This window comes from Rhodococcus sp. 077-4 (assembly GCF_047782425.1).
Classification (GTDB): domain Bacteria; phylum Actinomycetota; class Actinomycetes; order Mycobacteriales; family Mycobacteriaceae; genus Rhodococcoides.
Window position 1 is genome coordinate 1,045,815 of sequence record NZ_JAJPWC010000002.1, and the last position, 19,015, is coordinate 1,064,829.

Here is a 19,015-nt window from a genome sequence, read left to right on the forward strand (position 1 = left end):
TACCCCTCGTTGGAGATCCACGGATTAATCTGTGTCCATGAGCACTCAGACGAAGGATCGTCCCGACATAGCACCGGACGAGACCACCGACGACGACCGGCCGAAATTCTTTCACTACGTGAAGAAGAACAAGATCGCCGAGAGCGCCGTGATGGGTACGCACGTCGTCGCCCTGTGCGGTGAGGTGTTTCCCGTCACCAAGTCCGCCAAGCCCGGGTCCCCGGTGTGCCCGGACTGCAAGAAGGTCTACGAAGGCCTCAAGAAGGGCGACTGACGTCGACCGTCCCCGTCATCGATCGGGGGTCGGTTCGGGACGGTCCGCACGGGCTCGGTCTCCGACCAGTTTGATCGGCCCCGTGGCCAGCCGTCGTGCGACGGCCGTCACGGGTCTCGTCGGTTTGTCCTCGTCGGTCGCTGTCTGCGCGGCGAGCCACTCGCGCATCTGGTCCATCCGGGTGGCCCGCGCGGGCCAGAACTCCTGGATGGTCGCGTTGAACTCGGCACCGAGAACGACTGCGAAGCCGAGGAAGAACGTGAAGAGCAGAAACGCGATGGGCGTCGCCAGCGCCCCGTAGGTGTACCCGGTGCTCGTCACCCAGCCGAGGTATCGGCGAAGCACTGCACTGGCGATCATGAAGAACACACCCGCCAGCAGGGCCCCGCCGAGAAGTCGATGCCACGGAAGCGACGTGTGCAGGGCGAGCTTGTACAACGTCGTGAGGCCGACGATGAGCAGCAGCCCGACGGCCGGATAGTAGAAGAAGTCGATCAGCTCGCTGCCGACGGAAACCCACGAACCCGGAAGAATGCGCTGCAGGTACACCGGCCCGAGGGCGACGAGCGGAAGTACGAACACCGCGATGACCAGGAATCCCACGTAGAGCAGCAGTGCGAAGAACCTCTGCCAGACGGGATTTCGGGCGTCGGCCTGCCCGTGTGCCTCGACGATGGAATCGACGAACGTGGAAATTGCGGACGACCCGGCCCACAACGACAACAGGAACCCCACGGACACTATCTCGCCGCTGCCCTGAGCCAGGACGTCCTTGACGGTCGGGGCGATGATCTGGTCGACGACGCTGCCGCTGAACAGGGTGTTACTGAAGGTGATGATCTTGGATTCGATGATCTCGACCGTGTTGGGTCCGAACCATCCGCCGACGAATCCCAGACTGCCGAGCACTCCGAGGAGCAGCGGCGGCAGCGACAGCGTCTGCCAGAACGCGGCGGTCGCCGCCTTGCTGAAGATCGAGTCGTCCCATGCCTTGCTCAGAGTGCGCAGAGTCACTTTCCACACTGCACGTATCGGCTTTCTCGCCGACAACCGTTCCGGTGCCGGAGTTTCGCCTGCAGACTCGCTCATGGTGACTCCAGCATTCCTGACATATGCCCACTTCGCTAACCACCGACGCGCCGTGTCGTCTTCGAGTCGGTCGATCGATGCGGAATCGGTCGGTGCGGAGCGATAGGCTCCACGGCGGACACTGCAGGGCTACCGAGAGCGCGAGGAATTTACATCGATGCCAGGAACCGGCGGCCAGTGAGCGCTGACATGTTCGATCCCACACCACCTTCCACCGAGCAAGCTGCTGCCCCGGTGAGCGGAGGAGCTCCGCTCCGTGCATGGCAAAGACGTGCGCTGACGAAATATCTCGTCGCCTCACCCAAGGACTTCCTCGCGGTCGCGACGCCGGGTGCAGGCAAGACGACCTTCGCTCTGCGCGTGGCCGCGGAGTTGCTGGCTCATCGGACCGTCGATCAGGTCACCGTCGTCGCTCCCACCGAGCACCTCAAGCATCAGTGGGCGGAATCGGCGGCCAGAGTCGGCATCGCACTGGACTCGCGGTTCTCGAACTCGACAGGTCAGACGTCGAGCGATTATCACGGCGTTGTCGTCACGTACGCACAGATCGCCTCGCATCCGTTCAAGCACCGGGTGCGCACCGAGTCGCGCAAGACCCTGGTGATCCTCGACGAGATTCACCACGGCGGCGACGCGAAGAGCTGGGGCGAGGGGATTCGCGAGGCGTTCGGCGACGCCACCCGACGGTTGGCGTTGACCGGTACGCCGTTCCGCAGCGACGACAGTCCCATTCCGTTCGTCAACTACGAACCGGACCAGGACGGGTTGATGCGGTCCAAAGCCGATCACGCGTACGGCTACTCCGATGCTCTCGCCGACGGCGTCGTCCGCCCGGTCGTGTTCCTCGCGTACTCCGGCGAAGCGCGGTGGCGGGACAGTGCAGGGGAGGAGTACACCGCCCGGCTGGGTGAACCGCTCAGTGCCGAACAGACCGCGAGAGCGTGGCGTACCGCACTCGATCCGCAGGGCGACTGGATGCCCGCCGTGTTGTTGGCGGCGAACACGCGGCTCGCTCAGCTGCGCGCCGGCGGCATGCCCGATGCCGGTGGCTTGGTGATCGCAACCGACCAGACGGTGGCGCGGGCCTACGCGAAGCTGATCGAGGTCATCACGGGGGAGACGCCGGCCATCGTCCTCTCGGACGATCCCACGTCCTCGGCTCGTATTGCCGAGTTCGGCAAGAGCGACCAACGCTGGATGGTTGCCGTTCGCATGGTGTCCGAGGGCGTCGACGTTCCGCGTCTGGCAGTCGGGGTCTACGCGACGAGTGCGTCGACGCCGCTGTACTTCGCGCAGGCGATCGGTCGCTTCGTGCGGTCGCGCCGCAAGGGTGAGACGGCGAGCGTCTTCCTGCCGTCGGTACCGGTGCTGCTGGATCTCGCGTCGCAGCTCGAGGCGCAACGCGATCACATCCTCGGCAAACCGCACCGGGAGAAGGACGGTTTCGACGACGAACTGCTGGCCGACGCCAACAAGCAGAAGGATGAACTGGGCGAGGAGGAGAAGGCGTACACCTCGCTCGGAGCGGACGCGGAACTCGACCAGGTCATCTACGACGGGTCCTCGTTCGGAACCGCGACATTCTCGGGAAGCGACGAGGAAGCCGACTACCTCGGTCTGCCCGGACTGCTCGACGCGACGCAGATGCGCGACCTGCTGCGCCAGCGTCAGCAAGAGCAGATCGACAAGCCGGCCGCCGGGCCCGCGGTTCCGGTTCCTCCCGTCGTCAACGACAGGGCCACCAGTGCGGGCCAATTGGCCGGCCTGAGGCGTGAGCTGAACAGTTTGGTTGCGGTGTACCACCACCGCACCGGGAAGCCTCACGGTGTGATTCACGGCGATTTGCGACGCATCTGCGGTGGGCCACCGACAGCGATGGCCTCGGCGGATCAGTTGGGCGAGCGGATCGCACAGCTCAGGAAGATGTAGAGCCGGCGCACGAAAAAGACGGACGGCCTGAGGCCGTCCGTCTTTCTCGTGTTCGTCGATCGTGGCGAACCTGTTTGCCCCGACGCAAAAGGTCGGTTACACCGTGGAGTCCGATTCGGTCATCACCGTTGCGTTCACTTCACGCAAACGGGCTTCGTGCTCGGTGGCGTGGTGACCGCAGAAGAGAAGTTCTCCACCGGTCGAGAGCACGACACGCGCGCGAGCCCCTGCACCGCACCGGTCGCACCGGTCCGCTGCTGTCAATTGTGGGCTGGTCAATGTTCCGGGCATGACTCCTCCGTACTGGCTTGCGGGTTGTCCCGCTCGCCTGGGGCCGGTCCGCCGCGTCGGTATGGCGCGGTTCGTTCACTCTGTCAGACGTATGGCGGCCATGCGTTGTTCCCGAGCGCGTTTCTTTGTGTTGTCACTAACACGAAACATGGCTCACGAGCAGGAACGTCATCGAATCTGTTCGCTGAGAGCTGATTCGGTTTCACCGCGAGTCGCGGCAGTAGGGTCGCCGTTGTGGCTTCGACTTCTCCTTCGCTGTCCGGTGCCTCGAGGCTGGGTATCCCGTCGCTGTTCGTCGTCGGTGCCCTGTGCATGTATGTCGGCGCGGCGATCGGTGTGTTCTTGTTCGACACCGTCGATCCGGCCGCGGTGGCGTGGTTGCGCGGCTTCGGTGCGGCCCTGGTGTTGGTGCTCTGGCGACGACCGTGGCGGGCCCGGGCCGGCTCCGCCTGGACGCGTAGACGATTGCTGACGGCTGCCGCGTTCGGCGGCGCGACGATCGGCATGAACGCGATGTTCTACGAGGCGATCGCCAGGCTCCCGCTCGGAGCGGCTGTGGCCATCGAGTTTCTCGGGCCGATCGCCGTCGCCGCGGCCGGGTCGAGGAAGCCCGCCGATGTGTGCGCATTGCTCTTGGTGATGGCCGGCGTCGGTGCCATCGCCTCCGCGCAGTTCGAGGGCGGCGAGGTCGGGTTGGTCGGGATTGCGTTCGCACTGGGCTCGGCCGCCCTGTGGGCCGCGTACATCGTGCTGGGCAAATCTGTCGCAGACGCGGGGCAGGGGCTCGACGACATGGCCGCCGGGTTCGCAATCGCGTCGGTGTTCCTCGCATTGCCGTTGTTCGGACCGTTCGCAGTTGCGCACTCGAACACGTTGGGCGACTGGCGAATCTGGGTGCTCGGTGTGGGGGTCGGTTTGCTTTCCAGTGTGGTTCCCTACGTTCTCGATCAGTACGTTCTGGTCCGAGTGGGGCGGGCCCGCTTCGCGCTGCTCCTGGCGTTGCTCCCGGCGACGGCCACAGTGGTCGGCGCCGTGGTACTGACCCAGATTCCGACGGTTCTCGAAGCGCTCGGAATCGCGGCCGTGATCACGGCGGTGGTGGTGGGTGGGCTGCCGACCCGCCGAGATCGCGGCGTTGCCGACATTCCACCGCCCTGACCCGTCACCGACTGCAGAATGGGGTCGTGACCAACACGCAGGACGACCTCGTTCACATCTGTACGGCTGGGGAGTGGCTGTCGATGCGCGGGCAGGCCGAGTACACCCCCGATTCGTACGACGCCGTGGGCTTCGTACATCTGTCGACGCCGGATCAGGTGCATCTGCCGGCGAATCGGCTCTTTGCCGGCCGCACGGATCTGGTACTGCTACGCCTGGACCCGGCTCGTCTGACGGCACCCGTTCGGTGGGAACCGGGGGTGCCGTCCGATCCGCAGTCCATGCGATTCCCGCACCTGTACGGACCGCTGCCCATCGCGGCCGTCACGGCGGTTCTCGACTATCGGCCGGGGCCGGACGGGACATTCGGGGTGCCGCAGGTGTGACGGCGTTCGGACAGCGAACGACAACGACCGTCGATCACGATGATCGACGGTCGTTGTTCGAGGTGGGGAGAACGAATCAGTCCAGGTAGTCGCGCAGTACCTGCGAGCGCGACGGGTGCCGCAACTTGGACATCGTCTTCGACTCGATCTGGCGGATCCGCTCGCGGGTGACGCCGTAGACCTGACCGATTTCGTCGAGTGTGCGCGGCTGACCGTCGGTGAGGCCGAAGCGCAGACGAACCACGCCCGCCTCACGCTCGGACAGCGTCTCGAGCACGGACTGCAGCTGATCCTGCAGCAGGGTGAACGAGACGGCGTCGACGGCGACGACTGCCTCGGAGTCCTCGATGAAGTCACCGAGCTGGCTGTCGCCTTCGTCGCCGATGGTCTGATCGAGGGAGATCGGCTCACGCGCGTACTGCTGGATCTCCAGCACCTTCTCCGGCGTTATGTCCATTTCCTTGGCGAGTTCCTCGGGAGTGGGTTCGCGACCCAGGTCCTGGAGCAGCTCGCGTTGGATGCGGCCGAGCTTGTTGATGACCTCGACCATGTGCACCGGGATACGGATGGTGCGGGCCTGGTCGGCCATCGCCCGGGTGATCGCCTGACGAATCCACCAGGTGGCGTACGTCGAGAACTTGTAGCCCTTCGTGTAGTCGAACTTCTCGACCGCGCGAATCAGACCGAGGTTGCCCTCCTGAATGAGGTCGAGGAAAGCCATGCCGCGGCCGGTGTAGCGCTTGGCGAGGGAGACGACGAGTCGAAGGTTTGCTTCGAGGAGGTGATTCTTGGCGCGGTTGCCGTCCCGGCAGATCCACGTCATGTCGCGACGCTGAGCAACGGGGAGCTTTTCGCCCTTCTCCGCGGACTCGCGCATCTTCTCGACTGCGAACAGGCCGGCCTCGATGCGCTTGGCCAGCTCGACTTCCTCTTCTGCGTTGAGGAGAGCGACCTTGCCGATCTGCTTGAGGTATGCGCGGACGGAGTCCGCGGAGGCGGTGAGCTCGGCGTCCTTGCGGGCCTGCCGCAGCGCCTCCGATTCCTCTTCGTCCCAGACGAAGTCGCCGGATGCCTTGTCTTCGGCCGTCGGCTCGGCGGTGGCGTCCTCTTCGGTGTCGTCACCGGCGGCGACCACCTCGACGACGTCGTTGGCGGCAGCGGCGAGGTCGCCCTCCGAGATGTCGATGTCTTCGATCCCGGGGGTGACCTCTTCGGCGTCGTCCCCGGTTGCCGGTGTCGCTGCTGTCTTCTTTGCTGCGGCCTTCTTGGCCGGTGCCTTCTTGGCCGCGGCGCGCTTGGCCGGTGCCTTCTTTGCCGGTGCCTTCGCAGCGGGTGCCTTGACAGCAGGTGCAGGTGTCGCAGACTCGGTTTCGGAATCTACGGTCTGACGGATATCGGTGGCTGCCACGTACGCCCTTTCGTGACGAAGTCGTGCGGCGTCACGCCAGAGTTGTTTCCGGCGGAGAGGTCTTCGGATTCGGCCGGCTGCGTACCGGCACACACCATTGTAACGACCTCTCAGGAGTTTGTTACCGACCCTCGCCCTTCGCAGGTGGCCACACGCGTGTCAGTCCGCTGTTCCCGCGGATGTGCCGGTCTCCGCGGAGGGCACGGCGGAGTCCGCCGCGAGTGCGGCACCGACGATTCCGGCAGTGTTCAGCAGGGTTGCCGGGACGACGGGGGTGCGATTGGTCAGGTGCGGAATCCACTTCTCGCTCTTGCGGCTGATGCCGCCACCGGCGATGAACAGATCGGGCCACAGCAGCGCCTCGAACGTCTCGAGGACTTTCGAGACCTCCTTGGCCCACTCCTTGTAGGACAGGCCTTGGTTCTCCTTCACCGACGATGCCGCACGGTGCTCGGCTTCCTTGCCGTCGATCTCCATGTGGCCGAATTCGGTATTGGGTAGCAGAACTCCATTGTGCAGCACGGCCGATCCGATTCCCGTGCCGAAGGTGAGGAGTACGACGACGCCGTCCTTGCCCTTTCCTCCGCCGTACTTGTCCTCGGCGACTCCGGCCGCATCCGCGTCGTTGAGCACGGTGATGTTCTCGGTACCGATGGCTTTCGCGAACAGGGCACGGGCGTCGGTGTCGATCCAGGACTTGTCGATGTTGGCGGCCGAGCGGGCCACACCGTTGGTCACCACGGCGGGCAGTGTCACGCCTACCGGGCCGGTCCACTCGAAGTGCGCGACGATCTCGGCAACGGTGCGCGCGATCGCGTCCGGCGTCGACGGCTGGGGTGTCTCGATCTTGTAGCGGTCGCCGACGAGCTCTCCGGTGCTCAGGTCGACGATTCCGCCCTTGATTCCGCTGCCGCCGACGTCGACGCCGAACCCGTGGCGCGCTGCCGCGGCGGTGGTGTTGTCCGAACCTGCCTGTGTCATGTGGATGCCGCTCCTGGCCTGATCGAATCCGTGTGGTGCCGTCGCTTGGGAACAATAGTGCCGATTCGGTGTTCACGGGACGGCGACGCCACCGGTGGTCGCTGCGGTGGTGCTCGGACGCCGGTGTGTGTTGCGATGTACGCGTGCCGAAACCAGACGGATCGCAGAACGACACCGCCAGTACGCAATTGCCGGGAGAGCGTGTGGAACCCGGGGGATCGAATACTCGCGACGTGGGCGCGCTGCACGAGGTTGCCGTACGGGTTGCGACGCGAGCCGCCGAGCACGTTCGGCTCCGACGTCCGCAGGTGTTCGGCGGCAGCTCGAGCGAGGCCGACGGCGCGGTGCAGTCCAAGAGCACGCCGACCGACCCGGTGACAGTCGTGGACACCGAAACCGAACGAGTACTGCGCGAGATGCTGGCCGAACTGCGGCCCGAGGACGCGATCCTGGGAGAAGAGGAAGGCAGCGAGGACGACTCGATCGACGGCGTGCGCTGGGTACTCGACCCGATCGACGGAACCGTGAACTTCATGTACGGAATTCCGGCATATGCGGTCTCGGTTGCTGCTCAGATCGACGGAGTCAGCGTGGCAGGGGCCGTGGTCGACGTCGCCAGCGAACTCGTGTACTCCGCCGCGCTCGGACGCGGTGCCACGGTGCAGCGAGCCGACGGCACCCGAGAGCAACTGCGGTGTTCGGGTGTCACCGACGTGTCGATGGCGTTGCTGGCCACCGGTTTCGGCTATGGATCACGGCGCCGAGCAGTGCAGGGCGCGATCATCTCCGAACTGCTGCCGCAGGTCCGCGACATTCGCCGGATCGGTTCGGCCGCACTGGATCTGTGCATGGTGGCGTCCGGAGCCGTCGACGCTCACTTCGAGCACGGGCTCAGTCCGTGGGACTGGGCGGCGGGTGCACTGATCGCGTCCGAGGCAGGTGCAGTGATCAGGCTGCCCGGCGCGAACAGCACCAGCGCGCAGGGTGCGGCGACGGTGGCGATGGCCCCGGGGATCTCGGACGCTTTCCTGGCCCTACTGCGCAGCGTGGGCGCTCTCGATCCGATTCCCGGCTGACGCGCGGTAACGACGTCAGCAGCGCGATTCGCGTGCCGCCGCAAGCAGATCGGCATCGAGTGGTGCAGGCGCGGCACCGGGCGCAGCCCCGGCGAGGGTGCGCAGGACTTCCTCGGCGTCGTCGTTCGGCTGGATCTCGCTGAAGTAGGTGCCGAGTGCCAGATCGACCGAATCGTCGGTGCGGGCGTCCTCGATGAGCTCGGCGCACGGGGCGACCAACCAGAGTGCACTGGCCGCGGCCATCCCGGCCGCGCCGAAGCGAATCTGGCCCTGGCACTGCATGTTCTGATCGACGTACACCGGGTCGTTGCCGACCTGCACGTCCGGCGCGCTGGCGAAACCGTAATCGCTGAGCTGGGCGGCCACATGAGCAGCCTGTCCGCGCTCGCCGTTGGCGTTGAACACGCGCACCTTCGATGCGGACAGGGCGGCGGGATCGACGTCGAGCAAGGTCGTCGGGTCCACTTCGTCGCCCAGCGCTACCGGCTGCGTCCCGTCGGTCGCGGCCGCGGTGGTGGGCGCGTTGCATTCGACGGTTGCCGAGGTGGCCTCGGAGGTGGTGAACACCTTGACCCACACGAGTACCCCGATCAGAGCCAGTACCGCGAAGACCGCGATGATCGGAAATGCCCGGCGGCGACGGAACGGACGACCTCGACCGTCGACCGATCTGCCTTCGGTGATCAGAGAAACCACAGTTGATCTTCGCCTTTCCGTCGGCAGTCGCCGAGACCGGTCCACAGAGTCGGTTCACACCGACGCGGTGCCTACTGTAGATGCCCGCGGGGCCCGAGGGACGGCACACACGGCCCGACCTTCCTAGCGCACGGCCTCAGCACCCGATTTCGGCCTCGAAACCGGCGTCGAGACGTCTTCTGCGGGTCACGGAATGAAGCGTGTCATCGCGGTGTTGATGCGGCGTGCACGCAGGTAATGGAGTCTCCGGCGGTTCGGTTTCAACTTTGCGACCGGCTTCGGCTATTGTCTGGCGGCCGCGGTGCTTCAAGAATTGGACGCCGGTGCACCATCGATCAGGTGAGCGAGGTCTCGATCGGGTTTCAACCGGCGAGTTCCGGGAACTACCCGGTGTAGTTTCGGGCACCGCGCGACGACGAACGATTCGAACAGATACGAACATCGGTGGAAGCGAGCAAGAGCCCTCTTCACAGCCGACGGCCACAAGCCGACCACATCGGCAGCTTTCACCACACACACGCACGAAGATGAGGGGTACGAAGACAATGGCAACCGACTACGACGCACCGAGAAGAACAGAATCCGACGATGTGTCGGAGGACTCGCTCGAAGAATTGAAGGCCCGACGCAACGAGGCCCAGTCCGCCGTTGTCGACGTCGACGAATCGGACACTGCGGAGTCGTTCGAGCTCCCGGGCGCAGATCTGTCCGGCGAGGAGCTCTCGGTTCGAGTGGTTCCGAAGCAAGCGGACGAGTTCACCTGCTCGAGCTGCTTCCTCGTCCATCACCGCAGCCGGCTGGCCAGTGACGCCAACGGCGTACTGATGTGCCGCGACTGCGCGGCGTGACCTTGTCCGCGCAGGCCCGATAAATCAGCTCGGGTCTGTGCAGGTAGGTTCCGACTCTCGATCGGGCAACCGGTCAGCGCGCTTCGACGCCGTGGGCAGTGAGCACGGCCAGTAGCTCCTCGGGGCGTTTGGTGCTGACCAGCCAGTACGGCGTCGGGTCGTCGGGGTCGTCGAGAACCACGATCACCATCTGCTTCACCCAGGTGCGGTGCTGCACGAAGGCCAGCGGATCGAGCTGCCTTCCCAGCGCCGCACTTTTTGCTGTCGCGGGCACGACGGCTGCCTTGGAGACCACGTCGAGCGGCAGGTGGGCCTTTCCGACGCGCAACTCGGCTCCGCTCGCGCCGGTATCGGCGACCACCTCGACGCGCAGTCTGCTGAACGCGAACAACGCCCACGCGATCAGGGGAAGCAACACGACGTAGGGGAGCCAGGCACGGATGCCCGGTGCGCCCATGTGGATCTCGGCCGCCAGCAACACCGCCACTGCGCCGCCGGCCGCCCACCACCAGATCGGCACCCAGAGCCGCTCGGACCAGAGCACCGAGCCGGCGGGTGCCGAGGAACCGGTACGGGGAGTGGAGTCGCCTGACTCCGGCGCGTGTTCGGTCTGTCGATCTGCAGTCACGAGATCCAGGGTAGTCGCCACTCCGAGCCGGGAGCGGGCCAGCGTAGTCTCGATCGACGTGAGCGACGAAGTCACCGAGTCCGGCATCGAACCGTCCGCCGACCGCCCCCCGCAACCCGCCGATCCATGGCCGGCAGTTCGAGTGCGCCGGCTGGACCCCGAGTTGCCGGTTCCGACACGGGCACACGAGGGTGATGCGGGCGTGGATCTGCGGACCACGGCTGCGGTGACGATCGCGCCGGGCGAGCGCGTTCTGGTGGGGACCGGTATTGCGGTCGCACTCCCGCTGGGAACCGTCGGGCTGGTACATCCGCGCTCGGGCCTCGCGGCGAAGTCGGGACTGTCCGTGGTCAACACCCCGGGCACCATCGACGCCGGGTATCGAGGCGAGATCAAGGTGTGTCTGATCAACCATGACCTGCACACCCCGATCGTGCTCGAGCGAGGCGACCGAATTGCCCAGCTGATCGTGCAGAGGGTCGAGCTGGTGACGTTCGTCGAGGTCGACCAACTGGACGACACCGTTCGCGGGGCCGGTGGTCACGGTTCGACCGGCGGCCATGCCAGCCTGAATCAGTGAAAGCCGCCATGACGTTCGCCGCTGGGAGCAACAGTGGACGCATCCGAGAAGAAGAGAGCTGAACATGTTCGGACGGCGTAAGAAGAACGACGCCGGCAGTGCCTCCGCGCCCGCTGCGGAGCCATTCGTCGACAGCGTCGAAGCCAATGACGACGATGTCGAGGCCGCGGACACGTCCGCCGACGGGCCTCACGATCTCGCGGACCTCGACGACGATCGCGAGACGGTTGCGAAGACTCGACTCGACCTCGGTTCTGTCTTGATCCCCCTGCCGGAGGGTGGTCAACTGCAGGTCGAGATGTCGCAAGCAGGAACGCCGCAGGCGGTGCACATCGTGACCCAGTTCGGCCGCATCACCATCGCCGCATACGCCGCACCGAAATCACCCGGACAATGGCGCGAGGTGGCCGCCGATCTGGCCACGTCGCTGCGCAACGACAAAGCCGAGACGACGGTCGAGACGGGCCCGTGGGGCCGCGAACTCCTCGGAGTCACAGCCAACGCCGACCTGCGTTTCATCGGAGTCGACGGCTACCGCTGGATGGTGCGCTGCGTTCTGGCCGGTCCGGCGGGTGCGGTGAGCGAGGGGCAACCGCTCGTCGGCCTCGCGCACACGATTCTGCGGCAGACCGTGGTGGATCGGGGTGCCGAGCCGCATCCGGTTCGTACCCCGCTGCCGGTGGTGTTGCCGCAGATCCTGGCCGAGCAACTCGCTGCTGCCGCGCAGCAACAGCAGGAAGCAGCGGCGCAGCAGGCGGCGCAGCCCCAGGTTGTGGCTCCCCCTACGGAAACTGTTGAGCCAGAGCAGAATTCGACTCCCCAGCAGACGGTGGCCGAACGTGACGCCGCCCCGAGGCGCGGCGCGGCGGGATCGGCGATTCAGCAGCTGGGCGGATGAGCCCGAGGCCGGTCGAGACCGTCGACGGCCGCTCGACCGATACAGCCGGGATCGCTCCCGACGGCGTCCAGCGTCACGGTGCGCAGCGCACAGTTCGGTAGCGCCCCTGCCCACTGCCGCGCCACCTCGATCGGATGGACGGCGTCGTCCACCGCGCCGATGACGACGGCGGGAACGTCGATGCGGGCGAGCTCGTCGAGTTCGAGGCCGCGAAAGCGTGCGGCCTCGTCCAGAGCATCGGGTAGAGCCGGCCACTGAGACGCCCATGACCTTCGCAACGTGCGCGCGAGCCATTCCGGACTCGACGACGCCATGGCCGCAGTGACGGCGTCGAGCCCCCGCTCGCGCAGCGACCGTGCGGTGAACTCGGCACTCAGGGCCGCGGGAGATCCGGCCGGGTCACCGGTCCACGCCGGCAGTGCGAGTGCCAGGGCAACGATGCTCGCCGGGTGGTCTGCAGCCCAGCGAACTGCGACGGCGGCACCGAGGGAGATTCCCGCGACGATGATGCGTCCATGTCGGCTCGCCGCGTCGTCGAGCGCGGAAAAGTAGCTCTCGACCACGGCAGCGGGGTCGGGTTCGACGGCGATGGTGGTCGATCCCACACCGTCGAATGCCGCCGAGAACGCGTCCTCGGCAAACCTGGCGTCCGATCCCGTCCCCGGTAGAACGATTGCGGTACAGGTATCGAATCGGCTGTGCACGACACGATTGTGCACGCCGCCGACTGCAGGCACAGCAGTGGTTGGTCAGCGTGACACTTCGGGTCTACAGTGGCGAAGTACCCACCCTGACGAGGGAACGACCCACACCGCTGGAGCACAGAATGGCACCCGCTGCCGCAGGATACTTTCGCCGTTTGACGCGAAAGTTGACAGAGGACATCGATCAACTCGACGCCGAGGAGATGGCCGAAACCTCCGAAGCGTCCGGGGCCCGACGCGCGTGCGATTGCACGCGTGGCGAGGAAGTCACGATGCTGGGTCGGTTGCGCAGCGTCGAGGCGTGTTCCAAGGCAGCCAATGCCAACATCGAGGCCGAGTTCTTCGACGGCACGGACACGGTGACGCTCGTCTGGATCGGACGCCGCAAGATCGCCGGAATCGAGACGGGTAAGACGGTGCTCGTTCGTGGCCGCGTCGGTGAGCGCGACGGACGCAAGATCGTGTACAACCCGTACTACGAACTGCGCGACGACAGCTGATCGTCGCCGGTATGGCACTCTCGTTGTCGTGACCAACAGCGACGATGCCGTGCCGCCCCCGACAACGCCGAGCGCGCCGGAACCCACGCCCGACGCGTCGAATACGGACGGCGCCGAGAAGGTGGCTCCCACCGTCCTCGAACAGCTCGGCGGGTTGAGTGGCCTCGTCTACTCGACCTTGCCTGTCGTGGTGTTCGTTCCGGTGAACAGCTACGCCAACCTCGCGATCGCTCTGTGGTCGGCACTGGGCGTCGCTGCGGCAGTGTTGGTGTGGCGGTTGGTCCGCCGTAGTCCGATTCAGCCGGCCATCTCGGGATTCTTCGGGGTCGGCATCTGCGCGTTCATCGCGTACCGCACGGGAGATGCCAAGGGCTACTTCCTGTTCGGCATCTACACCTCGTTGGTATACGGCGCTGCATTCGTGTTGTCGGTGCTCGCGCGTTGGCCGTTGGTCGGTGTCATCTGGGGATATCTCAACGGCAAGGGAAGCTCGTGGCGTCGCGACCGATCGGCCGTGCGGTACTACGACGTGGCCACGATCGCCTGGGCGTCGGTGTTCGGAGCCCGATACATTGTTCAGTCTCAGCTCTACGACACCGATCAGACGGGCTGGCTCGCCGTTGCGCGTATCGGGATGGGCTGGCCGCTGACGGGAGTGGCGCTGCTGGTCACGCTCTGGGCGGTCCGGTCGGCCGATCGCGCGCTCGACGTGGCATCGAGCGGCGACCGGGACGTCGAAGAGCTGCCCTCAGGTCAGGCCGACCGCGGAGCGTAGCTCGTCCTCTACCTCTTTGGCTGCGACGAACAGCAGTTCGTCGCCGCCCTCGAGAGGATCGTCGTGCTGCGGAACGATCACGCGGCCGCCGCGCAGAATTGTCACCAGCGCTGCGTCCCTGGGCAATTGGAGTTTCCGAACCGGCTTTCCCGCCAGGGGAGTGTTCTCGGGCAGAGTGATCTCGACCAGGTTGGCCTGGCCCTTGCGAAACGTCATCAGGTGCACGAGGTCGCCGACGGAGACGGCTTCCTCGACCAGTGAGGCAAGCATGCGTGGAGTCGACACGGCGACGTCGACGCCCCACGCGGCGTCGAAGAGCCACTCGTTGCGTGGATCGTTGACCCGAGCCACCACACGATTGACCCCGAACTCGGTCTTGGCCAACAGGCTGAGCACCAGGTTCGCCTTGTCGTCGCCGGTGGCGGCGATCACCACGTCGTAGTTCTCCAGATGGGCCGCCTCGAGCAAGCTCAGCTCACAGGCGTCGGCGAGCACCCACTCGGCCTCGGGTACCGCCGCCTGGTCGACGTGGTCGAGTTTGCGTTCGAGGAGCATCACCTGATGCTCGCTGCGGATCAACTCGCGTGCAATGGATCTGCCGACTGCGCCGGCACCGGCGATGGCGACTTTCATGGCTTCCCGTTCGGGTCGATGGGGGAGGAGAACAACGTACGGCCGGGCATCAGTCGTCCGAGGGCGGAGGATTGCCTGCGAGCGCGATGGCTTCGGCAACTGTCCCCGAGACGGCCGCGACGTACACCTCGTCGCCGGCTTGGATCACGGTGCGCTTGTCCGGCAGCAATCCGCTGCCGAAACGGATGACGAACGCTGCCCGCGAATTGGTGGCATCTTCGAGTACCGAGAGCTTCTTGCCGATCCAGGCGTCGTGGAAGTCGAGAAGAACGACGGCCACGCTGCCGGACGGATCGCGCCACTTGGTGGTGGGGTCGTCGCGCAGCAGGTTGTGCAGGAAGCGATCGGTGGCCCACGGCACAGTGGCCACCGTCGGGATGCCGAGGCGCTCGTACACCGCGGCGCGCTTGGCGTCGTAGATCCTCGCGACCACTTTGTCGACGCCGAACGTCTCGCGTGCGACGCGTGCGGAGATGATGTTCGAGTTGTCGCCGGAGGACACGGCGGCGAAAGCCTCGGCCTTCTCGATTCCCGCGCTCACCAACACATCTCGGTCGAACCCCATGCCGACGACGCGGTGTCCGCCGAAGTCGGGATCGAGACGCAGAAATGCTGTTTCGTCGCGGTCGATGATCGCTACTTCGTGGCCGATGCGCTCCAACGCCCCGGCCAGCGATGCGCCGACGCGGCCACACCCCATCACAACTACGTACAACGCCCAGCTCCGTCCCGATCTCGATTGCCGACCACTGCCGACCGACACTGCCACGATGGGCATGCGTGCACCAACGTATCGGGGATCCGTCGCCGGATCGACCGAGGGTGCACTCCGACGCGGTTTTACGACGCGTGGTTGAGACGTCCGCAATCGGACGGCCTACGCTTCTCAGCGTGTCCAAGGTCTCGACTGCCGCCAAGCGGCTAGTGCTCGGTAAGCCGTTCCGCAGCGACAAGCTCGGTCATACGTTGCTTCCCAAGCGAATCGCGTTGCCGGTGTTCGCTTCGGACGCCATGTCCTCGGTGGCGTATGCACCCGAAGAGATCTTCCTGGTGCTCTCGGTGGCGGGTATCTCCGCTCTCGCGTTCACCCCGTGGATCGGTCTTGCCGTGTGCGTGGTGATGGCCGTGGTGGTGGCCAGCTACCGGCAGAACGTGCACGCCTACCCCTCCGGTGGCGGCGACTACGAGGTGGCGACCACCAACCTCGGCCCGGCGGCCGGTTTGACCGTCGGCAGCGCGTTGCTCGTCGACTACGTACTGACCGTCGCGGTCTCGATCTCGGCGGCCGCGTCGAACATCGGATCTGCCGTGCCCTTCGTGGCGACACACAAGGTTCTGTTCGCCGTCGTGGCCATCGTCTTCATCACGTCGATCAACCTTCGGGGAATCCGTGAATCCGGGACTGCATTCGCGATCCCGACGTATGCGTTCATGGGCGGAATGGTCTTGATGTTGGCGTGGGGCCTGCTGAGGGTCTACGTGCTCGGCGACGATATCCATGCCGAGTCGGCGAACTTCGATCTGAAGGCAGAGGATTCGCACCTGTACGGGATCGCGTTCGCATTCCTCGTCGCGCGGGCGTTCTCGTCCGGATGTGCCGCGCTGACCGGAGTCGAGGCGATCAGCAACGGCGTACCCGCCTTCGAGAAGCCGAAGTCTCGCAATGCCGCGACGACGCTGTTGCTGCTCGGTGTCATCGGCATCACGCTCCTGATGGGCATCATCGTGCTCGCGCAGAAGATCGGCATCAAGTACGCCCTCGACCCGGACACCCAATTGATCGGGGCTCCGGAGGGCTACCAGCAGAAGACCCTGATCGCGCAGCTGGCCGAAGCCGTCTTCAGTGGCTTCCCCGCCGGATTCTTCTTCATCACCACCGTGACTGCCCTGATCCTCGTGCTCGCGGCCAACACCGCGTTCAACGGCTTCCCGGTACTCGGGTCGGTGCTGGCCCAGGATCGCTACTTGCCTCGGCAACTGCACACCCGGGGTGACCGACTCGCATTCAGCAACGGAATTCTCTTCCTGTCCGGTGCCGCGATCGCGTTCGTCGTGGTCTTCGGTGCAGAGGTCACCAAACTCATCCAGCTCTACATCGTCGGAGTGTTCGTCTCGTTCACCCTCAGCCAGACCGGCATGGTTCGGCACTGGACGCGGCTGCTGTCGGCGGAGACCGACCCCGAACAGCGCCGTCGGATGCATCGCTCGCGAGTGGTCAACGGCGTCGGGCTCGGCATGACGGGAACGGTGCTGGTGATCGTGCTGGTCACCAAGTTCGCCGCCGGTGCCTGGATCGCAATCGTCGCGATGGTGGCGATCTTCGTCCTGATGCGGATGATCAGAAAGCACTACGACACCGTGGCGCGCGAGCTCGAGAACGAGGAATGGGACGGCGTGCTGCCCAGCCGCACGCATTCGATCGTGCTGGTGTCCAAGCTCCACATGCCGACCCTGCGCGCGCTGGCCTACGCCAGGGCGACCAGGCCCGACACCCTCGAGGCGGTGACCGTCAACGTCGACGAGGCCGACACCCGAGCGCTGGTTCGCCAGTGGGAGGCCAGTGACGTCTCGGTACCGCTCAAGGTCGTCGAGTCGCCCTACCGAGAGGTCACCAAACCGGTCCTGGACTACGTCAAGCGGGTCCGTCGCGATTCACCGCGTGACGTCGTCACGGTCTTCATTCCGGAATACGTGGTGGGGCACTGGTGGGAGCAGGTTCTGCACAATCAGAGCGCGCTGCGACTGAAGTCCCGACTGCTGTTCCAGCCGGGTGTGATGGTCACCAGTGTGCCGTGGCAGCTGCGATCGTCGGAGAAGGCCAGACGCGAGGTCCTCGGCAACGCACCGGGTGCGTCGCGGCGCGGCTACGAGCCCCCGGCGGGCAAGTGAGCGAGAGCTGGTTCGGGCTACTGCTCGAGGTCGAACTCGGCGCACCCGGTCACGGCGGATTCTGCGTGGCCCGCCACGACGGGCGGGTGATGTTCGTCCGTCACGGACTGCCCGGTGAACGGGTCGTAGCCAAGGTGACCGAGGACCGAGGCGGATCGTTCTGCCGCGCCGATGCCGTCGAGATCCTGACGGCGTCTCCGGATCGGGTGGACGCGCGGTGCCCGATCTCCGGTCCCGGCGGCTCGGGCTGTTGCGACTACTCACACGCCACTGCCGATGCAGGACGGCGACTGAAGTCCTTCGTCGTGGCCGAACAGCTACGTCGCGTCGCGGGCATCGAGCGTGAGGTGCAGGTGGAGGAACTACCGGGGACCGGCGACGGTACCGGGTGGCGAACCCGAGTGCGACTGGCCGTCGATTCCGGTGGGCGGCCCGGCTTTCACCGCTACCGCAGTAGCTCCATCGTCAACGAATTGTCCTGTCCGCAAATGGATTCTGCAGCATTCGGTGGTCTGTCGGATCAGCAATGGCGGCCGGGTGCCGAATTGCAGGTGGTGCTCGACGGGGCAGGCGAGCGACATGTGGTGGAAGTCGCCCCGGCGCAGCTCTCACCCACCGGACGTCGATCACCGGGTCGTCGCGGGGCGTCGGCGCGTCGGGCAGCGTCGTCTCGGTCCAGGCCGGAGAAGGCCGTGATCGGATCGGGACGCGTGAGGGAGTACGTCTCGAACCGGGAATGGACCCTCGACGCCACCGGTTTCTGGCAGGCCCACCGCGGTGCGGCGCAGGTGTACACCGATGTGGTGGGGGACTGGGCGGACGCGGCCGCGGGTGACGGTGCCTGGGACCTGTACGGCGGTGTCGGTGTGTTCGCGGCCGCGCTGGCCGATCGGGTGGGTCCGAGCGGCCGCGTCACCAGTGTGGAATTCTCCCGCCGCGCTGCCGAGGACGGCCGCTCGGCGCTGCAGGATCTGCCGCAGGTCTCGTTCGTTCCGGGTCGGGTGGAGCGGACGATCGATGCGTTGAGCGAGCCGATCTCGGTAGCGGTGCTCGATCCACCTCGTGCGGGAGCCGGGCGGGACGTGATCGACGCACTCGCCGTCGGATCGCCGCGTTCGGTGGTGCATATCGGTTGTGATCCGGCGTCGTTCGCACGAGATGTCGGCCTGTACCGCGCTGCGGGATACGAGTTGGTCGACATGCGCGCCTTCGACGCGTTCCCGTTGACCAGCCACGTCGAGTGCATCGGCCGTTTCGTACGTCGGTGACGGC

The 19,015-nt window shown here is 65.9% G+C and carries 21 protein-coding genes; 12 read left to right on the forward strand and 9 right to left on the reverse strand.

What is annotated here, in order from left to right:
• Positions 1–37 precede the first annotated feature (37 nt).
• Positions 38–274 (forward strand): DUF3039 domain-containing protein, encoded by a 237-nt coding sequence (locus ACNEOT_RS14175; RefSeq protein ID WP_032398413.1) that lies wholly within the window; start codon positions 38–40, stop codon positions 272–274.
• Between the two features lie 15 nt (positions 275–289).
• Here ACNEOT_RS14175 and ACNEOT_RS14180 read toward each other — a convergent pair whose 3' ends face one another.
• Positions 290–1,363: a YihY/virulence factor BrkB family protein gene (locus ACNEOT_RS14180; protein ID WP_415974644.1), complete on the reverse strand. Its 1,074-nt coding sequence runs from the start codon at positions 1,361–1,363 to the stop codon at positions 290–292.
• Between the two features lie 189 nt (positions 1,364–1,552).
• On the opposite strand from ACNEOT_RS14180, the gene ACNEOT_RS14185 reads away from it, so the two are divergent.
• Complete coding sequence (locus ACNEOT_RS14185) at positions 1,553–3,292, forward strand: DEAD/DEAH box helicase (RefSeq protein WP_415975172.1); 1,740 nt, start codon at positions 1,553–1,555, stop codon at positions 3,290–3,292.
• A 96-nt stretch (positions 3,293–3,388) separates the two neighbouring features.
• Here ACNEOT_RS14185 and ACNEOT_RS14190 read toward each other — a convergent pair whose 3' ends face one another.
• Positions 3,389–3,583: a hypothetical protein gene (locus ACNEOT_RS14190; RefSeq protein WP_027496884.1), complete on the reverse strand. Its 195-nt coding sequence runs from the start codon at positions 3,581–3,583 to the stop codon at positions 3,389–3,391.
• Positions 3,584–3,817: 234 nt separating this feature from the next.
• Here ACNEOT_RS14190 and ACNEOT_RS14195 point away from each other — a divergent pair, with 234 nt between their 5' ends.
• Positions 3,818–4,741, forward strand: coding sequence for an EamA family transporter (locus ACNEOT_RS14195; RefSeq protein ID WP_415974645.1), 924 nt, complete (start codon positions 3,818–3,820; stop codon positions 4,739–4,741).
• Positions 4,742–4,767: 26 nt separating this feature from the next.
• The gene (locus tag ACNEOT_RS14200) at positions 4,768–5,127 is read left to right on the forward strand and encodes a DUF952 domain-containing protein (protein ID WP_415974646.1); all 360 of its coding nucleotides are present in this window, start codon (positions 4,768–4,770) and stop codon (positions 5,125–5,127) included.
• Positions 5,128–5,203: 76 nt separating this feature from the next.
• On the opposite strand, the gene ACNEOT_RS14205 is transcribed toward ACNEOT_RS14200, so the two are convergent.
• Entirely contained in the window at positions 5,204–6,535 is a 1,332-nt protein-coding gene (locus ACNEOT_RS14205; RefSeq protein WP_415974647.1) for an RNA polymerase sigma factor, read from the reverse strand.
• A gap of 159 nt (positions 6,536–6,694) precedes the next feature.
• Positions 6,695–7,516: a polyphosphate--glucose phosphotransferase gene (gene ppgK / locus ACNEOT_RS14210; protein WP_415974648.1), complete on the reverse strand. Its 822-nt coding sequence runs from the start codon at positions 7,514–7,516 to the stop codon at positions 6,695–6,697.
• Between the two features lie 203 nt (positions 7,517–7,719).
• On the opposite strand from ppgK, the gene ACNEOT_RS14215 reads away from it, so the two are divergent.
• Positions 7,720–8,592, forward strand: a complete 873-nt coding sequence (locus tag ACNEOT_RS14215) for an inositol monophosphatase family protein (protein WP_415975174.1) — start codon at positions 7,720–7,722, stop codon at positions 8,590–8,592.
• A gap of 15 nt (positions 8,593–8,607) precedes the next feature.
• On the opposite strand, the gene cei is transcribed toward ACNEOT_RS14215, so the two are convergent.
• Complete coding sequence (gene cei, locus ACNEOT_RS14220) at positions 8,608–9,288, reverse strand: envelope integrity protein Cei (RefSeq protein ID WP_415974649.1); 681 nt, start codon at positions 9,286–9,288, stop codon at positions 8,608–8,610.
• A gap of 545 nt (positions 9,289–9,833) precedes the next feature.
• Here cei and ACNEOT_RS14225 point away from each other — a divergent pair.
• Positions 9,834–10,136, forward strand: a complete 303-nt coding sequence (locus ACNEOT_RS14225; protein WP_027496891.1) for a DUF4193 domain-containing protein — start codon at positions 9,834–9,836, stop codon at positions 10,134–10,136.
• A 73-nt stretch (positions 10,137–10,209) separates the two neighbouring features.
• On the opposite strand, the gene ACNEOT_RS14230 is transcribed toward ACNEOT_RS14225, so the two are convergent.
• Entirely contained in the window at positions 10,210–10,680 is a 471-nt protein-coding gene (locus ACNEOT_RS14230; protein WP_415975175.1) for a DUF3093 domain-containing protein, read from the reverse strand.
• 169 nt (positions 10,681–10,849) lie between these two features.
• On the opposite strand from ACNEOT_RS14230, the gene dut reads away from it, so the two are divergent.
• Both dut and ACNEOT_RS14240 read left to right on the forward strand, forming a co-directional pair.
• On the forward strand, positions 10,850–11,344 hold the full coding sequence (gene dut / locus ACNEOT_RS14235) for a dUTP diphosphatase (protein WP_415975177.1): 495 nt from the start codon (positions 10,850–10,852) through the stop codon (positions 11,342–11,344).
• Positions 11,345–11,408: 64 nt separating this feature from the next.
• On the forward strand, positions 11,409–12,242 hold the full coding sequence (locus ACNEOT_RS14240) for a DUF3710 domain-containing protein (RefSeq protein WP_415974650.1): 834 nt from the start codon (positions 11,409–11,411) through the stop codon (positions 12,240–12,242).
• Here ACNEOT_RS14240 and ACNEOT_RS14245 read toward each other — a convergent pair.
• Complete coding sequence (locus ACNEOT_RS14245) at positions 12,224–12,946, reverse strand: alpha/beta fold hydrolase (protein WP_415974651.1); 723 nt, start codon at positions 12,944–12,946, stop codon at positions 12,224–12,226. The two genes, ACNEOT_RS14240 and ACNEOT_RS14245, sit on opposite strands and share 19 nt — an antisense overlap.
• Before the next feature lie 122 nt (positions 12,947–13,068).
• On the opposite strand from ACNEOT_RS14245, the gene ACNEOT_RS14250 reads away from it, so the two are divergent.
• Together ACNEOT_RS14250 and ACNEOT_RS14255 are read left to right on the forward strand one after the other, a co-directional pair.
• Positions 13,069–13,446 (forward strand): OB-fold nucleic acid binding domain-containing protein, encoded by a 378-nt coding sequence (locus ACNEOT_RS14250; RefSeq protein WP_415974652.1) that lies wholly within the window; start codon positions 13,069–13,071, stop codon positions 13,444–13,446.
• Between the two features lie 121 nt (positions 13,447–13,567).
• Positions 13,568–14,221 (forward strand): DUF3159 domain-containing protein, encoded by a 654-nt coding sequence (locus tag ACNEOT_RS14255; RefSeq protein ID WP_415975178.1) that lies wholly within the window; start codon positions 13,568–13,570, stop codon positions 14,219–14,221.
• Here ACNEOT_RS14255 and ACNEOT_RS14260 read toward each other — a convergent pair.
• The gene (locus tag ACNEOT_RS14260; protein ID WP_415974653.1) at positions 14,195–14,854 is read right to left on the reverse strand and encodes a potassium channel family protein; all 660 of its coding nucleotides are present in this window, start codon (positions 14,852–14,854) and stop codon (positions 14,195–14,197) included. The two genes, ACNEOT_RS14255 and ACNEOT_RS14260, sit on opposite strands and share 27 nt — an antisense overlap.
• A gap of 49 nt (positions 14,855–14,903) precedes the next feature.
• Positions 14,904–15,569, reverse strand: a complete 666-nt coding sequence (locus ACNEOT_RS14265; RefSeq protein WP_415975179.1) for a potassium channel family protein — start codon at positions 15,567–15,569, stop codon at positions 14,904–14,906.
• 176 nt (positions 15,570–15,745) lie between these two features.
• Between ACNEOT_RS14265 and ACNEOT_RS14270 the strand changes: the two genes are divergently transcribed.
• Positions 15,746–17,743: an APC family permease gene (locus ACNEOT_RS14270; protein ID WP_415974654.1), complete on the forward strand. Its 1,998-nt coding sequence runs from the start codon at positions 15,746–15,748 to the stop codon at positions 17,741–17,743.
• The gene (locus ACNEOT_RS14275) at positions 17,740–19,011 is read left to right on the forward strand and encodes a class I SAM-dependent RNA methyltransferase (RefSeq protein WP_415974655.1); all 1,272 of its coding nucleotides are present in this window, start codon (positions 17,740–17,742) and stop codon (positions 19,009–19,011) included. The genes ACNEOT_RS14270 and ACNEOT_RS14275 overlap by 4 nt, the downstream gene beginning before the upstream one ends.
• Positions 19,012–19,015 lie beyond the last annotated feature (4 nt).

Bases quoted from the DNA above. Each gene is read 5' to 3' on its own strand.
- ACNEOT_RS14175 (WP_032398413.1), top strand. From the start codon at position 38: ATGAGCACTCAGACGAAGGATCGTCCCGACATAGCACCGGACGAGACC.
- ACNEOT_RS14180 (WP_415974644.1), bottom strand. From the start codon at position 1,363: ATGAGCGAGTCTGCAGGCGAAACTCCGGCACCGGAACGGTTGTCGGCG.
- ACNEOT_RS14185 (WP_415975172.1), top strand. From the start codon at position 1,553: ATGTTCGATCCCACACCACCTTCCACCGAGCAAGCTGCTGCCCCGGTG.
- ACNEOT_RS14190 (WP_027496884.1), bottom strand. From the start codon at position 3,583: ATGCCCGGAACATTGACCAGCCCACAATTGACAGCAGCGGACCGGTGC.
- ppgK (WP_415974648.1), bottom strand. From the start codon at position 7,516: ATGACACAGGCAGGTTCGGACAACACCACCGCCGCGGCAGCGCGCCAC.
- ACNEOT_RS14225 (WP_027496891.1), top strand. From the start codon at position 9,834: ATGGCAACCGACTACGACGCACCGAGAAGAACAGAATCCGACGATGTG.
- ACNEOT_RS14240 (WP_415974650.1), top strand. From the start codon at position 11,409: ATGTTCGGACGGCGTAAGAAGAACGACGCCGGCAGTGCCTCCGCGCCC.
- ACNEOT_RS14250 (WP_415974652.1), top strand. From the start codon at position 13,069: ATGGCACCCGCTGCCGCAGGATACTTTCGCCGTTTGACGCGAAAGTTG.
- ACNEOT_RS14260 (WP_415974653.1), bottom strand. From the start codon at position 14,854: ATGAAAGTCGCCATCGCCGGTGCCGGCGCAGTCGGCAGATCCATTGCA.